General features: G+C 38.0%; 22 protein-coding genes and 1 riboswitch. Of the genes, 9 read left to right on the top strand and 13 right to left on the bottom strand.

The window, feature by feature from the left end; all coding sequences use genetic code 11:
* Positions 1-26: 26 nt before the first annotated feature.
* Genes mnhG through AC2YJL_RS20935 form a run of 7 tightly spaced genes read right to left on the bottom strand, consistent with a single transcriptional unit; the run spans position 27 to position 5,780 of the window.
* On the bottom strand, positions 27-389 hold the full coding sequence (gene mnhG, locus AC2YJL_RS20965; RefSeq protein ID WP_013085304.1) for a monovalent cation/H(+) antiporter subunit G: 363 nt from the start codon (positions 387-389) through the stop codon (positions 27-29).
* Positions 373-657: a Na(+)/H(+) antiporter subunit F1 gene (locus AC2YJL_RS20960; protein ID WP_013059595.1), complete on the bottom strand. Its 285-nt coding sequence runs from the start codon at positions 655-657 to the stop codon at positions 373-375. Before AC2YJL_RS20960 ends, mnhG begins: the two co-directional genes overlap by 17 nt.
* A complete protein-coding gene (locus AC2YJL_RS20955) occupies positions 658-1,134 on the bottom strand; it encodes a Na+/H+ antiporter subunit E (RefSeq protein WP_251568976.1) in 477 nt (158 codons plus the stop codon).
* A 6-nt stretch (positions 1,135-1,140) separates the two neighbouring features.
* Positions 1,141-2,625 carry a Na+/H+ antiporter subunit D gene (locus AC2YJL_RS20950; RefSeq protein ID WP_230933747.1) on the bottom strand — a complete coding sequence of 495 codons (1,485 nt, stop codon included), beginning with the start codon at positions 2,623-2,625 and terminating at the stop codon, positions 1,141-1,143.
* A complete protein-coding gene (locus AC2YJL_RS20945) occupies positions 2,615-2,956 on the bottom strand; it encodes a Na(+)/H(+) antiporter subunit C (protein ID WP_013059592.1) in 342 nt (113 codons plus the stop codon). Before AC2YJL_RS20945 ends, AC2YJL_RS20950 begins: the two co-directional genes overlap by 11 nt.
* Complete coding sequence (locus AC2YJL_RS20940; protein WP_013085301.1) at positions 2,956-3,378, bottom strand: Na(+)/H(+) antiporter subunit B; 423 nt, start codon at positions 3,376-3,378, stop codon at positions 2,956-2,958. Before AC2YJL_RS20940 ends, AC2YJL_RS20945 begins: the two co-directional genes overlap by 1 nt.
* On the bottom strand, positions 3,375-5,780 hold the full coding sequence (locus tag AC2YJL_RS20935) for a Na+/H+ antiporter subunit A (protein WP_098967070.1): 2,406 nt from the start codon (positions 5,778-5,780) through the stop codon (positions 3,375-3,377). Before AC2YJL_RS20935 ends, AC2YJL_RS20940 begins: the two co-directional genes overlap by 4 nt.
* 709 nt (positions 5,781-6,489) lie before the next feature.
* On the opposite strand from AC2YJL_RS20935, the gene AC2YJL_RS20930 reads away from it, so the two are divergent.
* Both AC2YJL_RS20930 and AC2YJL_RS20925 read left to right on the top strand, forming a co-directional pair.
* Positions 6,490-7,839, top strand: coding sequence for a glucose-6-phosphate isomerase (locus tag AC2YJL_RS20930; protein ID WP_230933746.1), 1,350 nt, complete (start codon positions 6,490-6,492; stop codon positions 7,837-7,839).
* A 100-nt stretch (positions 7,840-7,939) separates the two neighbouring features.
* Positions 7,940-8,344, top strand: a complete 405-nt coding sequence (locus AC2YJL_RS20925; protein ID WP_016765797.1) for a YugN-like family protein — start codon at positions 7,940-7,942, stop codon at positions 8,342-8,344.
* 9 nt (positions 8,345-8,353) lie between these two features.
* On the opposite strand, the gene AC2YJL_RS20920 is transcribed toward AC2YJL_RS20925, so the two are convergent.
* The 3 genes from AC2YJL_RS20920 to cdaS form a co-directional block, all read right to left on the bottom strand.
* Positions 8,354-9,142: a potassium channel family protein gene (locus AC2YJL_RS20920; protein WP_028409582.1), complete on the bottom strand. Its 789-nt coding sequence runs from the start codon at positions 9,140-9,142 to the stop codon at positions 8,354-8,356.
* A 67-nt stretch (positions 9,143-9,209) separates the two neighbouring features.
* Positions 9,210-9,593 (bottom strand): VOC family protein, encoded by a 384-nt coding sequence (locus tag AC2YJL_RS20915; protein ID WP_013085297.1) that lies wholly within the window; start codon positions 9,591-9,593, stop codon positions 9,210-9,212.
* A 97-nt stretch (positions 9,594-9,690) separates the two neighbouring features.
* Entirely contained in the window at positions 9,691-10,317 is a 627-nt protein-coding gene (gene cdaS / locus AC2YJL_RS20910; RefSeq protein ID WP_050688980.1) for a sporulation-specific diadenylate cyclase CdaS, read from the bottom strand.
* A 312-nt stretch (positions 10,318-10,629) separates the two neighbouring features.
* Positions 10,630-10,732, top strand: a riboswitch (SAM riboswitch).
* 254 nt (positions 10,733-10,986) lie between these two features.
* Between cdaS and AC2YJL_RS20905 the strand changes: the two genes are divergently transcribed.
* From AC2YJL_RS20905 to AC2YJL_RS20875, 7 genes are all read left to right on the top strand, one after another.
* Positions 10,987-11,700, top strand: a complete 714-nt coding sequence (locus AC2YJL_RS20905; protein ID WP_050688981.1) for a phosphoadenylyl-sulfate reductase — start codon at positions 10,987-10,989, stop codon at positions 11,698-11,700.
* 19 nt (positions 11,701-11,719) lie between these two features.
* Positions 11,720-12,799 (top strand): sulfate permease, encoded by a 1,080-nt coding sequence (cysP, locus tag AC2YJL_RS20900; RefSeq protein WP_028409579.1) that lies wholly within the window; start codon positions 11,720-11,722, stop codon positions 12,797-12,799.
* Between the two features lie 52 nt (positions 12,800-12,851).
* Positions 12,852-14,003 carry a sulfate adenylyltransferase gene (gene sat / locus AC2YJL_RS20895; RefSeq protein WP_025752727.1) on the top strand — a complete coding sequence of 384 codons (1,152 nt, stop codon included), beginning with the start codon at positions 12,852-12,854 and terminating at the stop codon, positions 14,001-14,003.
* A 12-nt stretch (positions 14,004-14,015) separates the two neighbouring features.
* On the top strand, positions 14,016-14,615 hold the full coding sequence (gene cysC / locus AC2YJL_RS20890) for an adenylyl-sulfate kinase (protein ID WP_014457932.1): 600 nt from the start codon (positions 14,016-14,018) through the stop codon (positions 14,613-14,615).
* A gap of 91 nt (positions 14,616-14,706) precedes the next feature.
* On the top strand, positions 14,707-15,486 hold the full coding sequence (gene cobA, locus AC2YJL_RS20885; RefSeq protein ID WP_013059580.1) for a uroporphyrinogen-III C-methyltransferase: 780 nt from the start codon (positions 14,707-14,709) through the stop codon (positions 15,484-15,486).
* Between the two features lie 13 nt (positions 15,487-15,499).
* Positions 15,500-16,267: a sirohydrochlorin chelatase gene (locus AC2YJL_RS20880; protein ID WP_230933745.1), complete on the top strand. Its 768-nt coding sequence runs from the start codon at positions 15,500-15,502 to the stop codon at positions 16,265-16,267.
* Positions 16,248-16,856, top strand: coding sequence for an NAD(P)-binding protein (locus AC2YJL_RS20875; protein WP_028409576.1), 609 nt, complete (start codon positions 16,248-16,250; stop codon positions 16,854-16,856). The genes AC2YJL_RS20880 and AC2YJL_RS20875 overlap by 20 nt, the downstream gene beginning before the upstream one ends.
* 26 nt (positions 16,857-16,882) lie before the next feature.
* Here the strand turns inward: AC2YJL_RS20875 and AC2YJL_RS20870 are convergent, their stop codons facing one another.
* From AC2YJL_RS20870 to AC2YJL_RS20860, 3 genes are all read right to left on the bottom strand, one after another.
* Positions 16,883-17,560, bottom strand: a complete 678-nt coding sequence (locus tag AC2YJL_RS20870; protein ID WP_013059577.1) for an MgtC/SapB family protein — start codon at positions 17,558-17,560, stop codon at positions 16,883-16,885.
* 119 nt (positions 17,561-17,679) lie between these two features.
* Positions 17,680-19,266, bottom strand: a complete 1,587-nt coding sequence (locus AC2YJL_RS20865) for an AMP-binding protein (protein ID WP_230933744.1) — start codon at positions 19,264-19,266, stop codon at positions 17,680-17,682.
* 245 nt (positions 19,267-19,511) lie between these two features.
* Positions 19,512-19,706: a hypothetical protein gene (locus tag AC2YJL_RS20860; RefSeq protein ID WP_028412596.1), complete on the bottom strand. Its 195-nt coding sequence runs from the start codon at positions 19,704-19,706 to the stop codon at positions 19,512-19,514.
* Positions 19,707-20,029 lie beyond the last annotated feature (323 nt).

Genomic DNA, 20,029 nt, shown 5'->3' with positions numbered 1-20,029 from the left:
CCGTGCAAACCGCACGGCGTTTTTTTCTATTCATGATGGGTAAGCTTTTTCTGCTGTTTGGTTTTTAAATCATCCCGAACGGTTTTATCAGAAAGAGGAACTCCGCTGTAATAAGCCGCTCTCCCTAATAAATGCCCAGCAATAGGAGAGGTGATAAACACAAAGACAATGGCTAAAATTAACCGTGCACTAATATGGCCGGTGTCGATCCAAAAGTAGAGTAAGCAGCCCACTAATATAAACAGAACGCCCAAGGTAGCACTTTTAGATGCAGCGTGACTTCTTGTGTACGTATCAGGCAAGCGAATAAGCCCAATCATGGTCACAACTGTCAGAAGAGACCCTATTAGTACCAAAGCTCCTACAATGATTTCACTGATCACGTTCATATTCAATCACTTCTCCTTTCTCTAAAAACTTAGAAAAAGCAACGGTACCTACAAAGGCTATGATGCCTAGCAGTAAAATGACTTCGAAAAAAGCCTGAGTTCGAAAAATAATTGAGATGATGGCCGTGATGGCAATGATGTTAATTCCAATAGCATCAAGGGCCATTGCTCGATCAGCAGTGGACGGACCTTTTACCACTCGATAAACAAACCCAATAGTTGAAGCAGAAATGAGAATGAGCGAAACGTTTAAAAAAATATCGAGCATTTAACGACTCACCTCCATAATAGCTTTTTCGAATGTTTGCTGAATATCTGTAATAATGTCATCAATATCGTCTGTATTGATTGCATGAATATAGATAGTAGAATTATCATCGGACACATCCATCACCAGTGTGCCTGGCGTTAGCGTAATTAAAAGAGAAAGAATGGTAATTTCCCATTCACTCTCCAGACGGGTTGGCATTGCAAAGATGGCTGGCTGAATATTTAATTTAGGGCGCAATACGTCCTTAGTCACTGCAATATTGGCTTTGAATAATTCTCGTATGAAAATAAACAGCAGTTTAATGATCGCATACACTTTATGCAAGTAAAAACGTCTGTGAAAAAAACGGCGGAAAATAAACAGCAGTACTGCTCCCCAGAAAAAACCTATAATAAAGGAAGGGAGTGTCCAAATTCCCCTCAAAAACATCCATGTGAATGCAATGATTACGTTTAATAATAGTTGAAATGACATGCAGATCTACTCCTTTAACACCGATTGGATATAAATTGAAGGATCCATAAGCGTTTGAGCGGCTGTTGACACATAAGGAATAACAGCTTCTGCACCTAGTCCCAAAAAGACAGAAACAGCAAGTAAGATAGCAGATGGGTATAGAATGCCTTTAAGGGATACTTTTTCATGCTCAGAAGAAAGCTTAGGTTCACCCCAGAAGCAGCTCATGAAAATCTTAATGGCAGAATATAAAACAAGCAGGCTTGAAACTAGTAAAACTCCTACAAACGTGTAGCTCTCTGATTCTAAGCCGCCCTGAACTAAAAGGAATTTTCCAATAAAGCCGCTTAGGGGAGGAATTCCTGCCAACGAAATAGTAGCGATAAAAAACATCCAGCCAAGCAGCGGATAGTCTTTAATTAACCCACCCATTTTCTTTAATTTTGTTGTTCCAGTTATTCGAACGATACTTCCAGCAAGAAGGAATAGAGCTGCTTTAATAATCATGTCGTGAATTAAATAATAAATAGCTCCTTCAAAACCTGCGTTTGTTGTCAAGGTCACCCCGTAGACAATGACTCCGACAGCAATAATAATGTTATAAATTAAGATTTTATTTACATCCGAATAAGCAATGGCGCCTACTGCACCAACAACGATAGTCAAAAGCGCAACGTAGCCGATAATTTGATGAGTAAATTCAGGATGATGGTAAAACAGTAAAGTGAAAGTCCTGAAAATCGAATAAACGCCTACTTTTGTGAGCAAAGCACCAAACAACCCGATAATAACCGGTGGAGGCGCACTATATGAACCTGGAAGCCAGAAATACATTGGAAATAAAGCTGCTTTTAAGGCAAAGACGATAAATAAAAGCATGCCAATAGTTGTTAAAATTCCCGGCTGGTTCGCCTCAGCAATTCGCTGTGAAAGGTCCGCCATGTTGAGAGTTCCTGTTACGGCATATAAATAAGCAACGGCAATGACAAACAAAGCGGATGAAATGACATTGACTAAAATATACTTAAGTGACTCTCGAAGCTGTGCTTTTGTACCGCCAATTACAATAAGAGCGTACGAAGACATAAGCATGACTTCAAAAAAGACAAATAAGTTAAAGATATCACCTGTTAAAAAGGCACCGAATACGCCCACTAATAAAAATTGTACAAATGAATAAAAGTAAAAGCGTTCACGCTTTTCCCCAATTGTTTGAAAGGCAAAAAGAACGCAGCATAGTGTTACCACACTAGCAGTAAGTACGAGAAGGGACGCGAACATGTCCGCTACTAGAATAATTCCAAAAGGAGGCTTCCAGTTCCCAAGCTCGTGAGTTAAAATACCTTTTGACTGAACCAGTTGTACTAAATAGGCAGCAAAAGCAGTGGTGGTGATTAATGATAAAACACTGATTATCCTTTGAAGTTTAATATTGTCTTTGAAAAAAATGAGCACAACACCTACAACAAACGGGATAAGCAGTGGGATGATTACAAAATTACTCGTCATGTTCATTTCCCCTTAACTTGTCCATATCGTCTGTTCCGAGTTCTTGATAAGCCCTGTACGCTAGTACAAGGAAAAAAGAAGTGACGCCAAAGCTTATGACAATGGCAGTTAAAATGAGGGCTTGAGGTAAAGGATCTGTATAAGAAGAAGCCTTTTCTCCCAGAAGGGGAACACTCCCCCCTTTTAATCCGCCCATCGTTAAAATTAACAGGTGAACACCGTGGCTTAATAAGCCTGTTCCAATAATAATTCGCAGTAAACTGCGCGATAACATGAGATATACAGCGGCAGTGAATAGAATCCCTGCCACTATGGACATTAATATTTCCACTATTCACTCTCTCCAATCGTTTGAATAATGGTCATCGTCACACCAACAACTACTAGATATACACCTAAATCAAACAGTACAACGGTAGCTAAAGATGTTTTCCCGAGAAGGGGAAGGTTAAAGTAGCTATATGTGTGAGTTAGAAATGGGACTTTGAAAATAAATGACCCAAGCCCCGTTAAAATAGCTAGCAGCAGTCCGGAAGCCGCGACCTTCTTATAATCAAATGGAATGACTTTTGATACGGTTTTTATATCGAAAGCCAGCAGTAGTAATACAAGGGCTGCTGAGGTAGTAAGTCCCCCAACAAACCCTCCTCCCGGTGTATAATGACCTGCAAAGAAAAGATGAATGGCAAAAATGATAATAATGAACGTGACTACTTTCGTTGTGGTTTGTAGTATCAAATCATTTTTTTTCACTCTTCTTCCTCCTTTGTTAACCGAAGACGAATCATGCCATAGATAGCAAGAGCTGCTATACAAAGTACGGTAATTTCAAATAGTGTATCAAATCCGCGAAAGTCCACAAGGATTACGTTCACCATGTTTTCGCCGCCTGCTTTTTCGTAGCTGTTTTCAATAAAGTAATGTGAAATCGATTCAAATAATTTCGTACTGTTTGCTGATATGCCAAGCAGTGTAACAGTCGTTCCTACAAGAAGAGCAACCAGTAAGTTTGGCAGCTGAAACTTCACCCTTACTTTTCGTTTCCGAAACTCCGGCAAGTAGTAGAAACATAGTAAAAACAGGGATACCGATACAGTTTCAATAACTAATTGAGTCAAAGCTAAGTCAGGAGCTCGGAATAGTACGAAAAATAAAGAGAGCGTATACCCGACAACTCCGAGCGAAATAATGGCTGTGAGGCGTGATTTTGCTAATAAAGTTGTAATAGTAGCTGCAACCATTACGACTGCTAATATGGCCTCATAAACGCCTATAGAAGCAGTATCTTTTAAATCAATCGCAAAGGCATTCTGAGAAAAGAGCGTCACGAGAAGTAAAATGCCTATGAAAGTAAAAATGATTAAAAGATAGTCTCTAATAAATCCTGTCATTAATGTTTTCATGATACGTGTTGACCCTTTTTCCATCCCTTTAATTCCATAATTATAGCCGTTATTAAGCGTTAAAGAAGAAGGGAATCGTGTATAAATTTTTGACCACTTTTGAATCGTCATAAATAATAAAATACCAAATATGATGACCCCTAGCGTCATAAATAATTCTGGCGTAAAGCCATGCCAAAATTTAATATGCACTTGATATTCTTTACCTTCAGCTAGCAGGCTAGGTGCGATAGAGGCCATTGTTGGCTCAATAAGGGTTGATTCTAATAAATTAGGAGCAAAGCCGAAAATAACAACCAGTGATGCTAAAATAACAGGTGAAATAAGCATGCCTACTGGTGCTTCATGCGGCTTCTTCTCTAGTTTTTCGGGCTGGTATTTGCCTGTAAAGGTTTTAAAGACAAGAATCATACTATAGACGAAAGTGAAAATACTTCCTAACCAAGCGATGATAGGCAACAAAATTCCCCACGTCTGCATGCTATACATATCCATTTTTGTCACGTTTACCATGCCTGTAAAAAACATCTCTTTACTTAAGAATCCATTAAAGGGAGGAAGACCCGCCATTGAAAATCCCCCGATGATAGCAATGGTAAATGTCACAGGCATGAAGCTCATTAACCCGCCTAACTTTCTAATGTCACGCGTGCCTGTTTCATGATCGACAATCCCTACTACCATAAACAAGCTGCCTTTGAAGGTAGCGTGGTTAATCAAATGGAAGACCGCTGCAGTAAGAGCTACTAAGTAGATATTATCGTCTAAAAAATCATAGTGAATAGCTGCGCTACCTACTCCTATAAGTGACATAATCATCCCGAGCTGACTAATGGTTGAAAAAGCTAAAATCCCTTTCAGGTCTTGTTGCTTTACTGCTGAAAATGAGCCCCAAAACAGTGTAATTAGTCCTATGATTGAAATAGCAAAAAACCAAGTGGCGCTTATAGCAAAAACAGGGCTAAGTCTTGCTAAAAGATAAATTCCCGCTTTTACCATTGTGGCTGAATGAAGGTATGCACTCACTGGGGTTGGAGCTTCCATTGCATCTGGCAGCCAAATATGAAAAGGAAACTGAGCAGATTTTGTAAAGGCCCCTAATAAAATGAGGACTAGAGCTGGAATGAATAGATGGCTTGATGTGACTACATCTACGTTTGAGATAATTTCGCGTATGCTGAAAGTACCTGTCATGACGTATAAAAGCACAATTCCTGCTAATAAGGAAAGTCCTCCGAATACGGTAATGAGCATAGATTTTAAGGCTCCGTATTGAGATTTCTCTCGTTTATACCAATAACCAATCAATAAAAAAGATGAAAGGCTTGTTAATTCCCAAAAGCTGTAAAGGCTCATTAGGTTGTCTGATAATACAACTCCTAGCATCGACCCCATAAAAAGAAGCAAATAGACATAAAACGAATGCAGTGCTTCTTTTGTCTTAGAAAGATAATAAATGGAGTAAAGAATAACAAGTGTCCCAATTCCGGTGATTAATAGAGAAAACAGAAGACCAAGTCCATCCACATAGGCATCAAAGTTAATGCCCAGACTAGGTATCCATTTCATTGAATGTAGATATGTTTCCCCCTTAGAAACACCACTGATATATTGTGTGAAATAAATGAACAACACAAGTGGAAGAGGTAAAACGAACCACCCTGTATGAATACGTTGGAATTTCCTATACAGAAGGGGGACAAAAAAGGCTAATAAAAAAGGCGATAAAATCACCAAGTGCAACCACGACAAAAGACAAACCTCCTTGTGATATTCAATTCTGTAACCGATTATATAATAATTTAATTATGCATGCATCCATGCTATTTCTTAGTATCAGCGGATTTTTCAAACCTTATTAAATAAATAGAAACTCGTCACAAAATCCATAAAAAAAACATAAAAAAATTTTTTGAACGTATAAAAATCACTCGAAATTGTCATTCTAAGAGTGAGGTGATGGAAATGTATAGGAAACAAATAGCCATCAGTTTTCTCATTTTTACCGCATTATGTATGAGCGGATTTGTGCTGAATAACCACTTGGAAATGAAAGAAGAAAACAGGATGCTACTCACTTCTAAAAACCAAGCTGAAAATTCCATATCAATAGACTCTTCCCTTTTAAAAGCCTCTTATAAACCGAGACAATATGTGAAAATAGGTGAAATGAACTATATTACACCCCACCCGATAAGCAAATAAAAAACGATTGAAGATCACTCTTTAGTCGTTTTTTATTTGCTTATTATTTGCGTAATCGTGCATGAATTACATCCTGTAATCAAAGAACATTAGTTGACTTCACAACTGAATTTATCGTTAAATAAAAGGGTACATACAATGATTGCAGTTTCAACAAACTATAATGATTGTGTCAAATTGTAAGTGGATTCACTTGAATTCAGCTAGCAGTTTCGATAAAGTGAAAAATAAAGATATTTTAATGGAGGAACAGACTATGACACATGTTCGTTTTGATTATTCAAACGCGTTATCATTTTTTGGTGAACATGAACTTACATACTTACGTGATGCCGTGAAAGTAGCTCACCATTCAATTCATGAGAAAACAGGTGCTGGAAATGACTTTTTAGGATGGGTCGACCTTCCTACGGAGTATGACAAAGAAGAATTTGCACGCATTCAAAAAAGTGCAGAAAAAATTAAATCTGATTCAGACATATTAATTGTTATCGGTATTGGAGGATCTTACTTAGGTGCTCGTGCTGCTATTGAAATGCTTCAGCATTCATTCTATAACACATTATCAAAAGAACAGCGTAAAACTCCGCAAGTTATTTTTGCTGGTAACAACATCAGCTCAACATACATGAAAGACTTAATGGATGTTTTAAAAGATAAAGATTTCTCTATTAATGTTATTTCAAAATCTGGTACAACAACAGAACCGGCGATTGCTTTCCGTATCTTCCGTAAATTATTAGAAGAGAAATATGGCAAAGAAGAAGCACGCAAGCGTATTTATGCAACAACAGATAAAGCGCGCGGCGCATTAAAAACATTAGCGGACGAAGAAGGCTATGAAACATTTGTTATTCCAGATGATGTAGGCGGCCGTTATTCAGTATTAACTGCGGTTGGCTTATTACCAATTGCCGCTGCGGGTCTTGATATCGAACAAATGATGAAAGGGGCAGCTGATGCTCAAGAAGCATTCTCATCATCAGAGCTAGAAGAGAACCCAGCTTATCAATATGCTGTAGCTCGTAATGTGCTTTATAATAAAGGAAAAACAATTGAAATGTTGATTAACTATGAGCCAGCTCTTCAATACTTTGCTGAGTGGTGGAAACAGTTATTTGGCGAAAGTGAAGGAAAAGACCAAAAAGGTATCTACCCTTCATCTGCTAACTTCTCAACGGATCTTCATTCTTTAGGTCAATATGTACAAGAAGGTCGTCGTGATATTTTTGAAACAATTGTACAAGTTCAAGATTCTCGTCATGAGCTCACAATTGAAGAAGATGCAGCGGACTTAGATGGATTAAATTACTTAGCTGGTGAAACAGTTGACTTTGTAAATAAAAAAGCGTTCCAAGGTACAATGCTTGCTCACACAGATGGAGGCGTTCCAAACTTAGTTGTGAACATTCCTGCGCTAGATGAGTATACGTTCGGATATGTTGTATATTTCTTCGAAAAAGCATGTGCAATCAGCGGCTATTTATTAGGCGTAAACCCATTCGATCAGCCGGGAGTAGAAGCATACAAAGTAAATATGTTTGCTCTTCTTGGAAAACCTGGTTTTGAAGAGAAAAAAGCAGAATTAGAAAAGCGTTTGAAATAAATAAAAAGTTCACCTTCTTGTTAGAAGGTGAACTTTTTTGCTTTTGAGATAAAGGATAAAACGCTGGAAAAAGGACATGTTAAAACAGAGGAGGGATAACATGATTGAATTATCTTCAAGATTAGAGGGAACATTATTCAAGCTTTACGAATTAGAAAAAACGCTTAAGCCGCTTGGGTATAACATTGGAGGGAATTGGGATTATGACCATGGTTCATTCGACTATAAGATGAATGATGAAGTCGGCTATCAGTTTTTACGTATCCCGTTTACAGCTACGAACGGAGAACTGGATTCTAAAGGAACAACCGTACAGATTGGCACGCCATTTTTACTTTCACATAAATATCAAATTGGTCTAGATGACGATGTTCACAATGGAAATGTGAGTGCTTCATTTAATCAGTTTGCAGAACCCCAAGACGCAGACGCTTCATTTCCAGAAAAGTATATCAGCTTAGGAGAAGAGCTAATTAGAGAGGCAGAAGATGCGCTGCTTCAGTAATTGAAGGAACTATTCTTTTTTTAAACTCTCTAATTTTTTCACAAAAATATGTTCGTACATGACTTGACTAATCAACTCATTTGTTTTAATCATTTCATTCACACCCAAATTTTGTGCATTTTGAATATGCTTTTTTGTTAACAGTTCAACGATGCTGTAAATAGAAGGATTCAATCCTTGCAGAGCGACTAACGTAACAATCGTATTCATGTCTGCATATTCTTCTGTCTTATGCTGATCGGCAGTAATCAGCACTTTTTTTGCGTACCGAGCGTTGGCAAGTTCTAATACTTCATAATGAGAAGGACTTCCTTTAATAAAATGAACGCGATCACAAATCATGGGATTTTTAGTCAGAGAGTCGTCGATAAGAACAATGTCTTCTTTATGAAATGCGTCGCGATAAGACTCTAACACGAGTTTGGCGCGCTCATTCCACCCAACAACGATGAAGTGATCTTTTCCATAAAATTTTAAATTCCCTTCCAAATAAGCGCTCTCAGCGGAAACAGCAATTTTAGAAAGCGTAACAAAATAAGTGGTAATAAATCCTGTTCCGATCAGGACTAAAATAATTGCAGCTAACCTTCCAATCGTAGTGGTCGGAGCAAAATCACCGTACCCTATAGTAGAGATTGTAATAATAACCCACCAAATTCCTTCAAATACATTCCCAAACGTTTGCGGCTCTAGGAAATGTATAAGCATGCCAAAAAGTAGAACAAGGCAGCCGATAATAAAAAGAAGCCGCACTAAAATAGAACGACGGAAAAGTCGAAATAATAGCCATTCCATCATAAAAAAACCTCCAGTAATTAGTCATAGCCACAGTATGACCATTTTTCACTGAAGGTATAAGATATCTTTATCTTTTTACTTCGTAATATTCAATCCATTCTTTGTCTGGACCGTAGAAAAATAAGTATCTTGCTCCATTTGGCAAAGTTACAATGTTTTCTTCCACAAATGAAACGCCTGCTGATTTTAAACGCTCAAACTCCTCTTCAATTCCGTCTACCGCCAGCGCAAAATGATGAACTTTACCTTCGTTAGGTAAGCTTGAGTTATACCCTTGAATTAACTCTACGATTACATTGCCTTCTAAACCTAGAAAAGCTAGCTTCAAAGACGGATCGGTATGTGGTAGTGTTTCGATGAGCTCTAATCCCACTTTTTGCGTATAGAACTCAATAGATTCTTCTATATCCTTTACTTGAACGCCTACATGTTCAAATTTTAAAATTGTCATATGCATCACCCGTATCTATAGTATGTAAAAACTATGAAATATATTAAAGAGAAAGGATATAGAAGTCAAGATAGGGCTGCTTATCAGGAAAGGGCTCTTAAATCATATTTTTGCTGGAGTGAATAGGGTAGAGGCTTCCATCAAGAGCAAACGAAATTTTGCCTGTTTCTTCAGATACAACTAAAATTAGTGCATCCGATTTTTCCGACATTCCAATGGCTGCACGGTGACGTGTTCCCAATTTTTTGGTCGTTGAAATAATAGACGAGAGAGGTAAAACATTAGCAGCTGAGATAAGCTGATTATTTCTAATTAGGACGGCTCCGTCATGTAAGGGGGTCCCTGGGTAGAACAGTGTCTCAACTAGCGTAGCGCTGACAGGAGCTTGAATAGGCATTCCCTTTTGAATAAGAGGGTCTACATTTTGTTCCCGTTCAATGACAATTAAAGCGCCGTGACGTTTCTCAGAAAGGTTATGAATAGCTAAGGACAGAGCAGCATATTCAAATGTATAAGGCGATAGATAATGACGCAAGTAATAAGAGGCGGCCGTAGCTTGAACATCTTGAAATAACCTCCTCATCTCCTCAAAATCACATAGGATACAATGATCACTCGTATCTAAATGTTTGATTAAATTAGAGGCTTCAGTTGAAATTTGCTGTAAATATGTTCGTACATTATTTTTAATTGTATCGTCTAATTGAAAGGATTGTCTCTCCATCTTATATAGCTCCTATCTGTCAGTCAGTGTTATCTGTAATGTGTGCTAATGTGGGTGAATTATCCGTAAAGCTTATAAATCCCTTATTAATTTTATAGAGAGGTGTTGTGTTTTATTTAGGAAGAGAATATAAAAAGTTGAGGGAAAAGAAAGCGTTTTATAAACTGATATGTTCACATTTGGTTTAAATTTACATATGTTGTTTTAAATAAAAGTATAGATATTTCTGTGAATTTAAAGTATAGTTTTCTTATCGGATATATGATTTTTAATGTTGACAAATATTCTAAATATGCTAAAATTTTTAAAAAATGCTTATCAAGAGTGGTGGAGGGATCTGGCCCGCTGAACCCCGGCAACCTGCTTAGCAAGGTGCTAATTCCAGCAAAGTGTGTATCATTTTGAAAGATAAGGTGAAAATTTATTGCCTACCCAGTCTTTCAATATGGAAGACTTTTTATTTTGATATAGCGCAAGCGATAATTTAAGGAGGGACATCAATGACTGTAACCCCCGACTTAAAACAAATCTTTGAGCACGTCGAAGCAAAGTAAGAATTAAATAGTTTCGCTGACTAGACACACTAGAGGCGGTTTTATCCAATTCTAGTGGGTAAAACCGTCTTTTTTTATTGGATAACGCGGATAACTGAGAATTGGAGTGAAGAAAATGGCAGACTTATATACGTACGAAAACTGGAGTGATACATTTCCAGAGTTCGACAGTGAAGATGAAACAAAAGGAGCCCTTTCAGCATTGCAGTGGGCGTATGATACCTACGGAGATTCAATTATTTACGCATCAAGCTTTGGTATTGAAGGGATCGTGTTAATTGATTTAATTTCAAAAGTGAAAAAAGATGCTGAAATTGTCTTTTTAGATACGGGCGTTCATTTTAAAGAAACATATGAAGTGATTGATGCAATTAAAGAACGCTTTCCTGATTTGCGTATTCATATAAAAAAACCGGATTTAACTCTTGCAGAACAAGCTGAGAAACATGGAGATGAGCTTTGGAAGAGTCAGCCTAACCTATGCTGTCAAATTCGAAAAATCATCCCGTTAAGGGAATCACTTGCTCCTTATGATGCGTGGATTTCTGGTTTGAGACGCGAGCAGTCTGAATCTCGTGCCAACACGAATTATTTTAATAAAGATGAGAAATTCAAGAAAGTTAAAGTCTGCCCGTTAATTCATTGGTCTTGGAAAGAAGTTTGGCGCTATGTGTATAAGCATGAGTTACCATATAACAAACTTCATGATCAAGGCTACCCAAGCATCGGCTGTGAGCCTTGTACCGCACCTGCCTACAACGTAGACGATTTACGTTCAGGAAGATGGGCAGGTACACAAAAAGTTGAATGCGGATTACACGAATCTTAAATACGAAAGAGCTGAATAAATGATGCTTTTATATGTTGCCTTTATCATTGCGCTTTTTTTTGCAATGAATATTGGGGCAAGCGGTGCAGCAGCAGCTATGGGCGTTTCATACGGCTCCGGTGCGATTAAAAAGCGAAGAGTAGCCTTGTTCATCTGTGCTGTAGGTATTGTGCTCGGAGCCATTATCGGAGGCGGCGAGGTGGTAAAAACCATCAGTTCAGGTATCATACCTGAAAAATTGCTGTCAGTAGAATTAGTTATTATCATTCTGGCTGCTGCAACGCTGTCACTCTTTTTCGCGAATTTAATTGGTATCCCTCTATCAACAAGTGAAGTAACGGTTGGTTCAGTTGTTGGAGTAGGAGTAGCTTATCAATCTCTGTATGTGGAAAAACTTTTAGTTGTCATGTCTTTTTGGATTATTGTTCCGCTGGTTTCATTTGTCATTGCTTTTTTGATTGGAAAAGTGATAAAACGCAGAGCGCATAAAAAAGAAGCAGAGGGAAAGTGGAAAAGAGTTTTAACGATTTTAGTTATAGCCACGGGATTCTTTGAAGCCTTCTCAGCTGGAATGAATAACGTGGCAAATGCTGTCGGTCCTCTAGTAGGAGCTGGATTAATGGATGCCACAACGGGTGTCATAGCAGGAGGATTGGCTGTGGCGCTCGGAGCTCTTTTACTAGGAGGCCGAGTTATTGAAACAAACGGGAAAAAAATTACTCGCTATTCTGTAGGAGAAGGGTGCATTATCTCGGGTACTGGTGCTTCTCTTGTTACAGCAGCTTCACTTTTTGGTTTGCCAGTACCGCTTACACAGGTCACTACGTCTTCTATTATTGGAATAGGAGCAGCGAAAACGGGATTCACGAAAGAACAGCGTGAAGTGGTCATTCAAATGTTAAAGGTTTGGGTGGTATCCCCCGTATTTTCACTCGTAATCTCATATGTTCTTGTGAAATTAGTACTTGAAAGCGACTTATATTCATTTGTGGTGTTAGCTAGCGGCTGCATTGCCACAGCAGGTGTTCTAAGCTTAGCTAGAGCGACTAGAAGAAAAAGAGCAAACTTGCAGTCGGAAAAAGAAAAAATGACTGCGTGATTCAAGTGCTTTTTATTATATTGTGTTAATTATTTAAGGAGGATTTTACAAAATGACAACAATTCAAGCACACGGTGGAGAATTAATTAATTTATATCAACCAACATATGACTACACGTCACTAACAAAAGAAATCGAAGTAGATAACATGGCTCTAAGTGATTTAGAACTAATTGGAATTGGTGCTTACAGCCCAATTACAGGGTTTTTAGGAGAAAAAGATTATCAATCAGTTGTTGAAAATATGCGTTTAGCAGATGGAACAGTATGGAGTATTCCTATCACTCTTCCTGTAACAGAAGAGCAAGCTAAAGAATTAAACATTGGCGACAAAGTAAAGCTTGTTCAAAACGGCGTAACGTATGGTGTTTTAGAAGTTTCTGAAGTATATACGCCTAATAAAGAAAAAGAAGCGGAAAATGTGTACCGCACAGCAGAACTTGCTCATCCTGGCGTGAAAAAAATGATGGAACGCCCAAATGTATACGTAGCAGGTCCAATCGTACTTGTAGAACGTACACCTAAAACGCGTTTTGAAAAGTATTACCTAGATCCAACTGAAACAAGAGCAGCATTTGAAGAACGCGGTTGGAAAACGGTTGTTGGATTCCAAACTCGTAACCCTGTTCACCGTGCGCACGAATATATTCAAAAAACGGCATTAGAAATTGTAGACGGCCTGTTCTTAAATCCTCTTGTAGGAGAAACAAAGTCAGATGATATCCCAGCAGATATCCGTATGGAAAGTTATGAAGTACTTTTAGAGAACTATTATCCTAGCGATCGTGTAGCTTTAGCAGTTTTCCCTGCTGCGATGCGTTATGCTGGACCTAGAGAAGCGATTTTTCATGCAATGGTTCGAAAAAACTTTGGATGCACGCATTTCATTGTAGGCCGTGATCACGCTGGTGTTGGTGACTACTACGGAACATATGATGCACAGAAAATCTTCAGTAACTTTACAGCAGATGAATTAGGAATTACACCTTTATTCTTTGAACACAGCTTCTACTGCAAGAAGTGTGAATCGATGGCATCAACGAAAACATGCCCTCACAGCAAGGAAGATCATATGATTTTATCTGGAACAAAGGTACGTGAAATGCTTCGTAACGGAGAAGTGCCACCAAGCACATTCAGCCGTAAAGAAGTAATTGAAGTGTTAATTAAAGGATTAGCAAAACAAAAAGTATCTTCAAAATAAGGAGCGGTTGAAGTGAGCAAATCAACAAACATTACGTGGCATGATGCTGGAATTACAAAAGAGGAAAGACGCGAGCAAAATAATCATCACAGTTTTGTATTATGGTTTACAGGTCTTTCGGGTTCAGGTAAATCTACCGTAGCAAACGCAGTGGCAAAGGCGCTTTTTGATAAAAATATTCGCAACTATGTATTAGATGGTGACAATGTTCGTTTCGGCTTAAATAAGAATCTAGGGTTTTCTGCTGAAGATCGTACAGAAAATATTCGCCGTATCGGTGAGGTTTCTAAGCTATTTGTAGACAGCGGTCAAGTGGTACTAACAGCATTTATCTCTCCATTCCAAGAGGACCGCGCTCAAGTGCGTGAGATCTTAGAGGGGAATGAATTTTTGGAAGTATACGTGGAGTGTCCGTTAGAAGAATGTGAAAAAAGAGATCCAAAAGGGCTTTACAAAAAAGCAAGAAGCGGAGAAATCCGTGATTTTACAGGAATTGATTCTCCGTATGAGTCGCCGGCTAACCCTGAATTAACAATTAATACAAGCACACAGTCTGTAGAAGAATGTGTACAAACTGTTATTGAATATTTAGCTAACCGAAAATTTATCTAAATGACAGCGGACTTTGTCCGCTGTTCTAATTCAAATTAAAATGTGGGAGCGCTGCGGAGACGTGGAAATGATGGAAGGGTGAAAGGCATTCATGGGGAAAGTATATCTAGTCGGTGCAGGACCGGGGGATCCAGATTTAATTACATTAAAAGGGCTGAAAGCAATTCAGCAAGCAGATGTTATCTTATATGATCGTTTAGTGAATAAGGACCTGCTGGAGTATGCTAAAAGTGATGCAGATATCATTTACTGTGGAAAGCTTCCGAACTATCATACCCTCAAGCAAGAAACAATTAACAACTTTTTAGTGAAATTCGCTAAAAAAGGAAAAATTGTAACGCGCTTAAAAGGCGGAGATCCATTTGTTTTCGGACGCGGAGGGGAAGAAGCAGAAGCTCTCGTGCAGCAGGGCATTTCATTTGAAATTGTTCCAGGAATTACATCAGGCATCGCAGCTGCTGCTTATGCAGGAATCCCTGTCACTCACCGGGAATACAGCGCAAGCTTTGCTTTTGTAGCAGGCCATCGTAAAGATAGCGAGCATGATGCAATCAAATGGGATAGCCTAGCCAAAGGTGTAGATACTCTTGCAATTTACATGGGGGTGCGGAACTTACCGTACATTTGCCAACAGTTAATGAAACACGGAAAAACTTCAGCTACGCCAATTGCATTGATTCACTGGGGAACATGTGCGGACCAGCGCACTGTAACTGGAACTCTTGGTACAATTGTTGATATTGTTAAAGAAGAACAAATTGAAAATCCAAGTATGATTATCGTTGGTGAAGTTGTGAATTTTCATGACCGATTAAATTGGTTTGAGAAGACTGGACAGCATTACTATTCGTTTGCACAAGAAGCTTACTAAAGAGGTTGATTATATGGATGCAGTTTTATATGTTTGCCATGGCAGCCGCGTAAAAGAAGGCGCTGATCAGGCAGTTGCTTTTATTGAAAGATGTAAAAAAAATCTAGATGTACCGATTCAAGAAGTTTGTTTCCTAGAACTAGCTTCCCCCACTATTGAACAAGGATTTGAAGCGTGTATTGAACAAGGTGCTACCCGTATTGCAATTGTGCCCCTTCTGTTATTAACAGCTGCGCATGCAAAGCATGATATACCTGAAGAAATACACAAAGTATATGAACGTTATCCCCAGGTAGAAGTGCTGTACGGAGAACCGTTCGGCGTGGACGAACGAATTGTTGATATCTTGCTAGAGAGAATCAATGAAACCAATGTGGATAAGCATGAAGATTCGATGGTATTGTTGGTCGGCAGAGGAAGCAGTGATCCTGCTGTAAAAAAAGATTTTAACGAAATAGCTCAACTGCTAAAAGGCAAAGGTGCTTTTAAAGAAGTGAGCACATGCTATTTAGCTGCAGCTTCTCCTAATTTAAAAGAAGGCCTGCACCTTGCTAAACGAACTTCGTATAAGCAAGTATTCGTTCTTCCGTACCTTTTGTTTACCGGTATTTTAATGAACGAAATTAAGGAAGAATTGGAGCAGCTATCAACAGATGCCCAGCAGTTTATCTTAGCCAACTACCTAGGTTATCATGATGGACTTGCACACATTTTAAATCACCAAGTAAAAACGTTATTATCGAGCAAAGGAAATCAATACGATGTATACCGTTATGCTTGATTTAAAGGGTCGTTCGGTCTTAGTAGTTGGGGGCGGAACAATCGCAACTCGTAGAATTAAAGGTTTTTTACAAGAAGGAGCAGCCATTACAGTGGTTGCTCCAACTGTTTCAGCTGAAATAAATGAATGGGAAGCTAAAGATCAGCTGCGTGTAAAAAGAAAAAAAGTGGGAGAAGAAGACTTACTTAATGTCTTTTTAATTGTTGTGGCTACAAATGATCAAGCTGTGAATAAGTTTGTTAAGCAGCATATTAAAAATGATCAGTTGGTTAATATGGCCAGCAGTTTTTCCGATGGAAATATTCAAATTCCTGCACAGTTTTCTAGAGGGAGATTATCGCTAGCAATATCCACAGATGGCGCTAGTCCTTTGTTGACAAAACGAATCAAAGAAGACTTATCCTCAAGTTATGATGAGAGTTACACACAGTATACACAGTTTTTGTATGAATGCAGAGTTCTTATCCACAGATTGAATGTGTCAAAGAGCCGTAAACATGAGTTATTAACAGAAATTATCGATGATCAATACCGGCTGTCTCTAGTAAAACAGCGGGAATTTTTACAACAGATTAAAAAATACAAATAAAAAACGGCCAGTTGGCCGTTTTTTATTTATACATTTTCAACTTCAATGCTTCGAATACCGCTGATTTTTTGAATTTCGTAATACACTTCTGTAGTAGGGCGCTGGTTATTAACTGACACTTTCATTCGTATATACAATTCATTGGTGTCTAAATCTTTGATTCGAATATTTTTAATTGTAATATTCTTTTCTCTAATGCTATTAGTTGTATCAAAGATATTGTGCTTATCCGCCAGCTTGAGTTGAAGAATAAGCTCTTTCTCGCGCAGTTGCCTAGGCCCCAAAATAGTAATAAGGAAGGGAAGAAGTTCAACGCTGATAATGAGCAGTACAACTCCGGTAATAGCTTCAGGATAAAACCCTGCACCTACAGCAATGCCTATACCTGCTGCTCCCCAGATAATAGCCGCTGTTGTAAGCCCTGAGATGCTGTCATTTTCTTTTCGTAAAATGACGCCCGCCCCTAAAAAACCAATTCCAGAAACAATTTGCGCTGCCAGACGAAGCGGGTCCATTGTGATATGATCACCTTTATTAAAAATTTGAGAAGACTCAATCGAAACAATCGTGAGTAAACAGCTAATAATGGAAATTACGAGAGATGTTTTTAAACCAACAGGCTTTCGTTTTAGTTCCCTTTCAATTCCAATAATAAGACCAAGTACAGCGGAAATACCTAATTTGAGCAACATTTCATTTTCCATTATTTTCACCTATTTCAATAAACATTGTTGTTTATATCTGTATGAAAGAAGAAAAACAGATATGTATCAGTATAGTAAACTTTTCTTCATAATGACAGGTTAAATTCAAAAAAATCTGATTATTTATAAAGAGCTACGATCTTTTCTTTTAATTTATACTTTTGAATCTTGCCGGATGCCGTCATGGGAAAGTCGTCTATAAAATAAATATGTTCCGGAATTTTGAAATGAGCAAGCTTACCTTTGCAAAAGTCTTGGATTTCTTGAGCGGTAAGCAAAGAATGTTGCTTGAGTTTAATGCATGCAGCAACTCGTTCTCCATACTTTGGATCAGGAACACCGATAATTTGCACATCTTCTACCTCGGGTATTTTATATAAAAACTCTTCAATTTCTCTTGGGTAAATATTTTCTCCGCCTCTAATAATCATATCTTTTAGACGTCCTGTAATTTTTACATAGCCATCTTTATCAATGGTAGCTAAATCTCCTGTATGTAGCCAACCTTCTACAATTGTTTTTTCTGTTTCTTCCGGCATTTTGTAATATCCTTTCATTGTTAAATATCCTTTTGCACAAAGTTCTCCTTGTTCTCCGAAAGAAGCTGGTTTACCTGTAACTGGATTAATAATTTGAATCTGTACATGATTATGAACCTTGCCAACCGTTTGTACTCGCCGCTCGATAGAATCAGTTGGGGTTGTTTGGGTGATTACAGGAGATGTTTCGGTTTGACCATAGGCGATGGTAATTTCGTTGATGCCCATGTCATGTATGACTCGCTTCATTACTTCTGCTGGACAATTAGAACCAGCCATGATTCCTGTGCGAAGAGTAGATAAATCATATTGATCAAACTCAAGTGCATTTAATTCCGCAATAAACATAGTGGGTACACCGTGAAGAGCTGTACATTTTTCTTTCTCTACGGTGCGTAAAACAGAGGCAGGTTGAAATTCAATAATCGGTAGCATAGTAGCACCTACAGATACGCATGCTAGAACGCCCAGCACACATCCAAAGCAATGAAAGAAAGGAACTGGGATGCATAAGCGGTCTTCGTTAGTCAGTTTCATAGACTGAGCAACTAAAAAGCCGTTGTTTACTATATTATGGTGACTTAGCATAACTCCTTTTGGAAAGCCTGTTGTTCCGGAAGTATATTGCATATTGATAACATCATGGATATGTAGGGATTGTTCATGCTTATCGAGAACCTCATCCGATACCATTAAGCTACTCATTAAAAACCCGTTCCAAGATGTATGTTCGCTTGATCCACTTAAGTTTATAAGATGTTTTAGTTTGGGAAGATTATGTTCAATACCGGTGATGATAGATGTATAAGAAGTGCTTTTAAATTCATCAATGAAAAATAGCGCTGTTGTATCAGAATGACTCAATACATACTCTAATTCAGAGGATTGATAACTTGTATTAAGGGTAACCAAAACAGCGCCTATTCTAGCTGCTGCGAATTGAAGAAGTAACCATTCCGGCACGTTGGTAGCCCAGATAGCGATATGGTCGCCTTTTTTGAGACCGGTGGCTAGAAGTGCCTTTGCAACTCGAGAGGTTTCTTGATAAAATTCCGCGTACGTATAGCGAATATTTTGTTCAGAGTAAATAACCGCTTCTTGATGCCCAAACTTTTTTGTACTTTCTTTTAAAAGTTCTCCAACCGTTAATTCAAGCAATGGTTTCATTTGGTTTCCTCCTTGAATAATGTTAAAGTTTATATGAAAGCGTTTTCTAAAAGTAGTTTATCAAATTTAAAGAAAGTGTTCCAAAAAATCATTCGACAAATTCCTTCATTGTCCACTGTACGTATGAAGAAGGGGAGTAACTGAATTTATCGTATTGATTTCAATAAGTAAGTATACCGAATGCGAATATTGTAATAAAATAAAGAAATGTCTCCTTTTTATTAAGAAGACAACGTAACATCATATTAATAAAGAATGGTATAAAAATATGAAGTAAACAAACAAAAAATCATGCTGAATGTTGAAAGTGAAATAAATGAAAGGCCGTTGACTCTTCCTTCTTTATTAGAGATTTGAATTGATTCCCAATAAGCAAGTGAAATTAAGAGAATAGACATACAAAAGGACAAATAGAGTGCAGCTGCAATTAAGGTATCCAAGTGAACGCCTCCTTGGCGGATAATGATTTAATAGACATTATGCTAGTGTGGCTCTAGATATGCTAGTATCTATTAATTGACTAACGTTTCACGTACAAGAAAATAGTTTTTAAAAATATATCGAAAAACTATTGCACAATAAAAGAAGGCGTGGTATATTATTAAATGTCGCTAAGATGAACTGCTAAAGCAAACATCGAAGTGATAAACAAATAAAAAAACTTGTTGACAACTAGCTTGCAACTTGTTATGATGGTAAAGTCGCTTAAGAGCGGCGGTTGAACTTTGAAAACTGAACAAAGCGACAAACGTCAACGTTAATT

The sequence above is a fragment of the Priestia sp. SRI_019 genome (assembly GCF_057586255.1).
The sequence above is the reverse complement of the archived record's forward strand: the minus strand, read 5'-3'. Positions and strand labels throughout refer to the sequence as shown.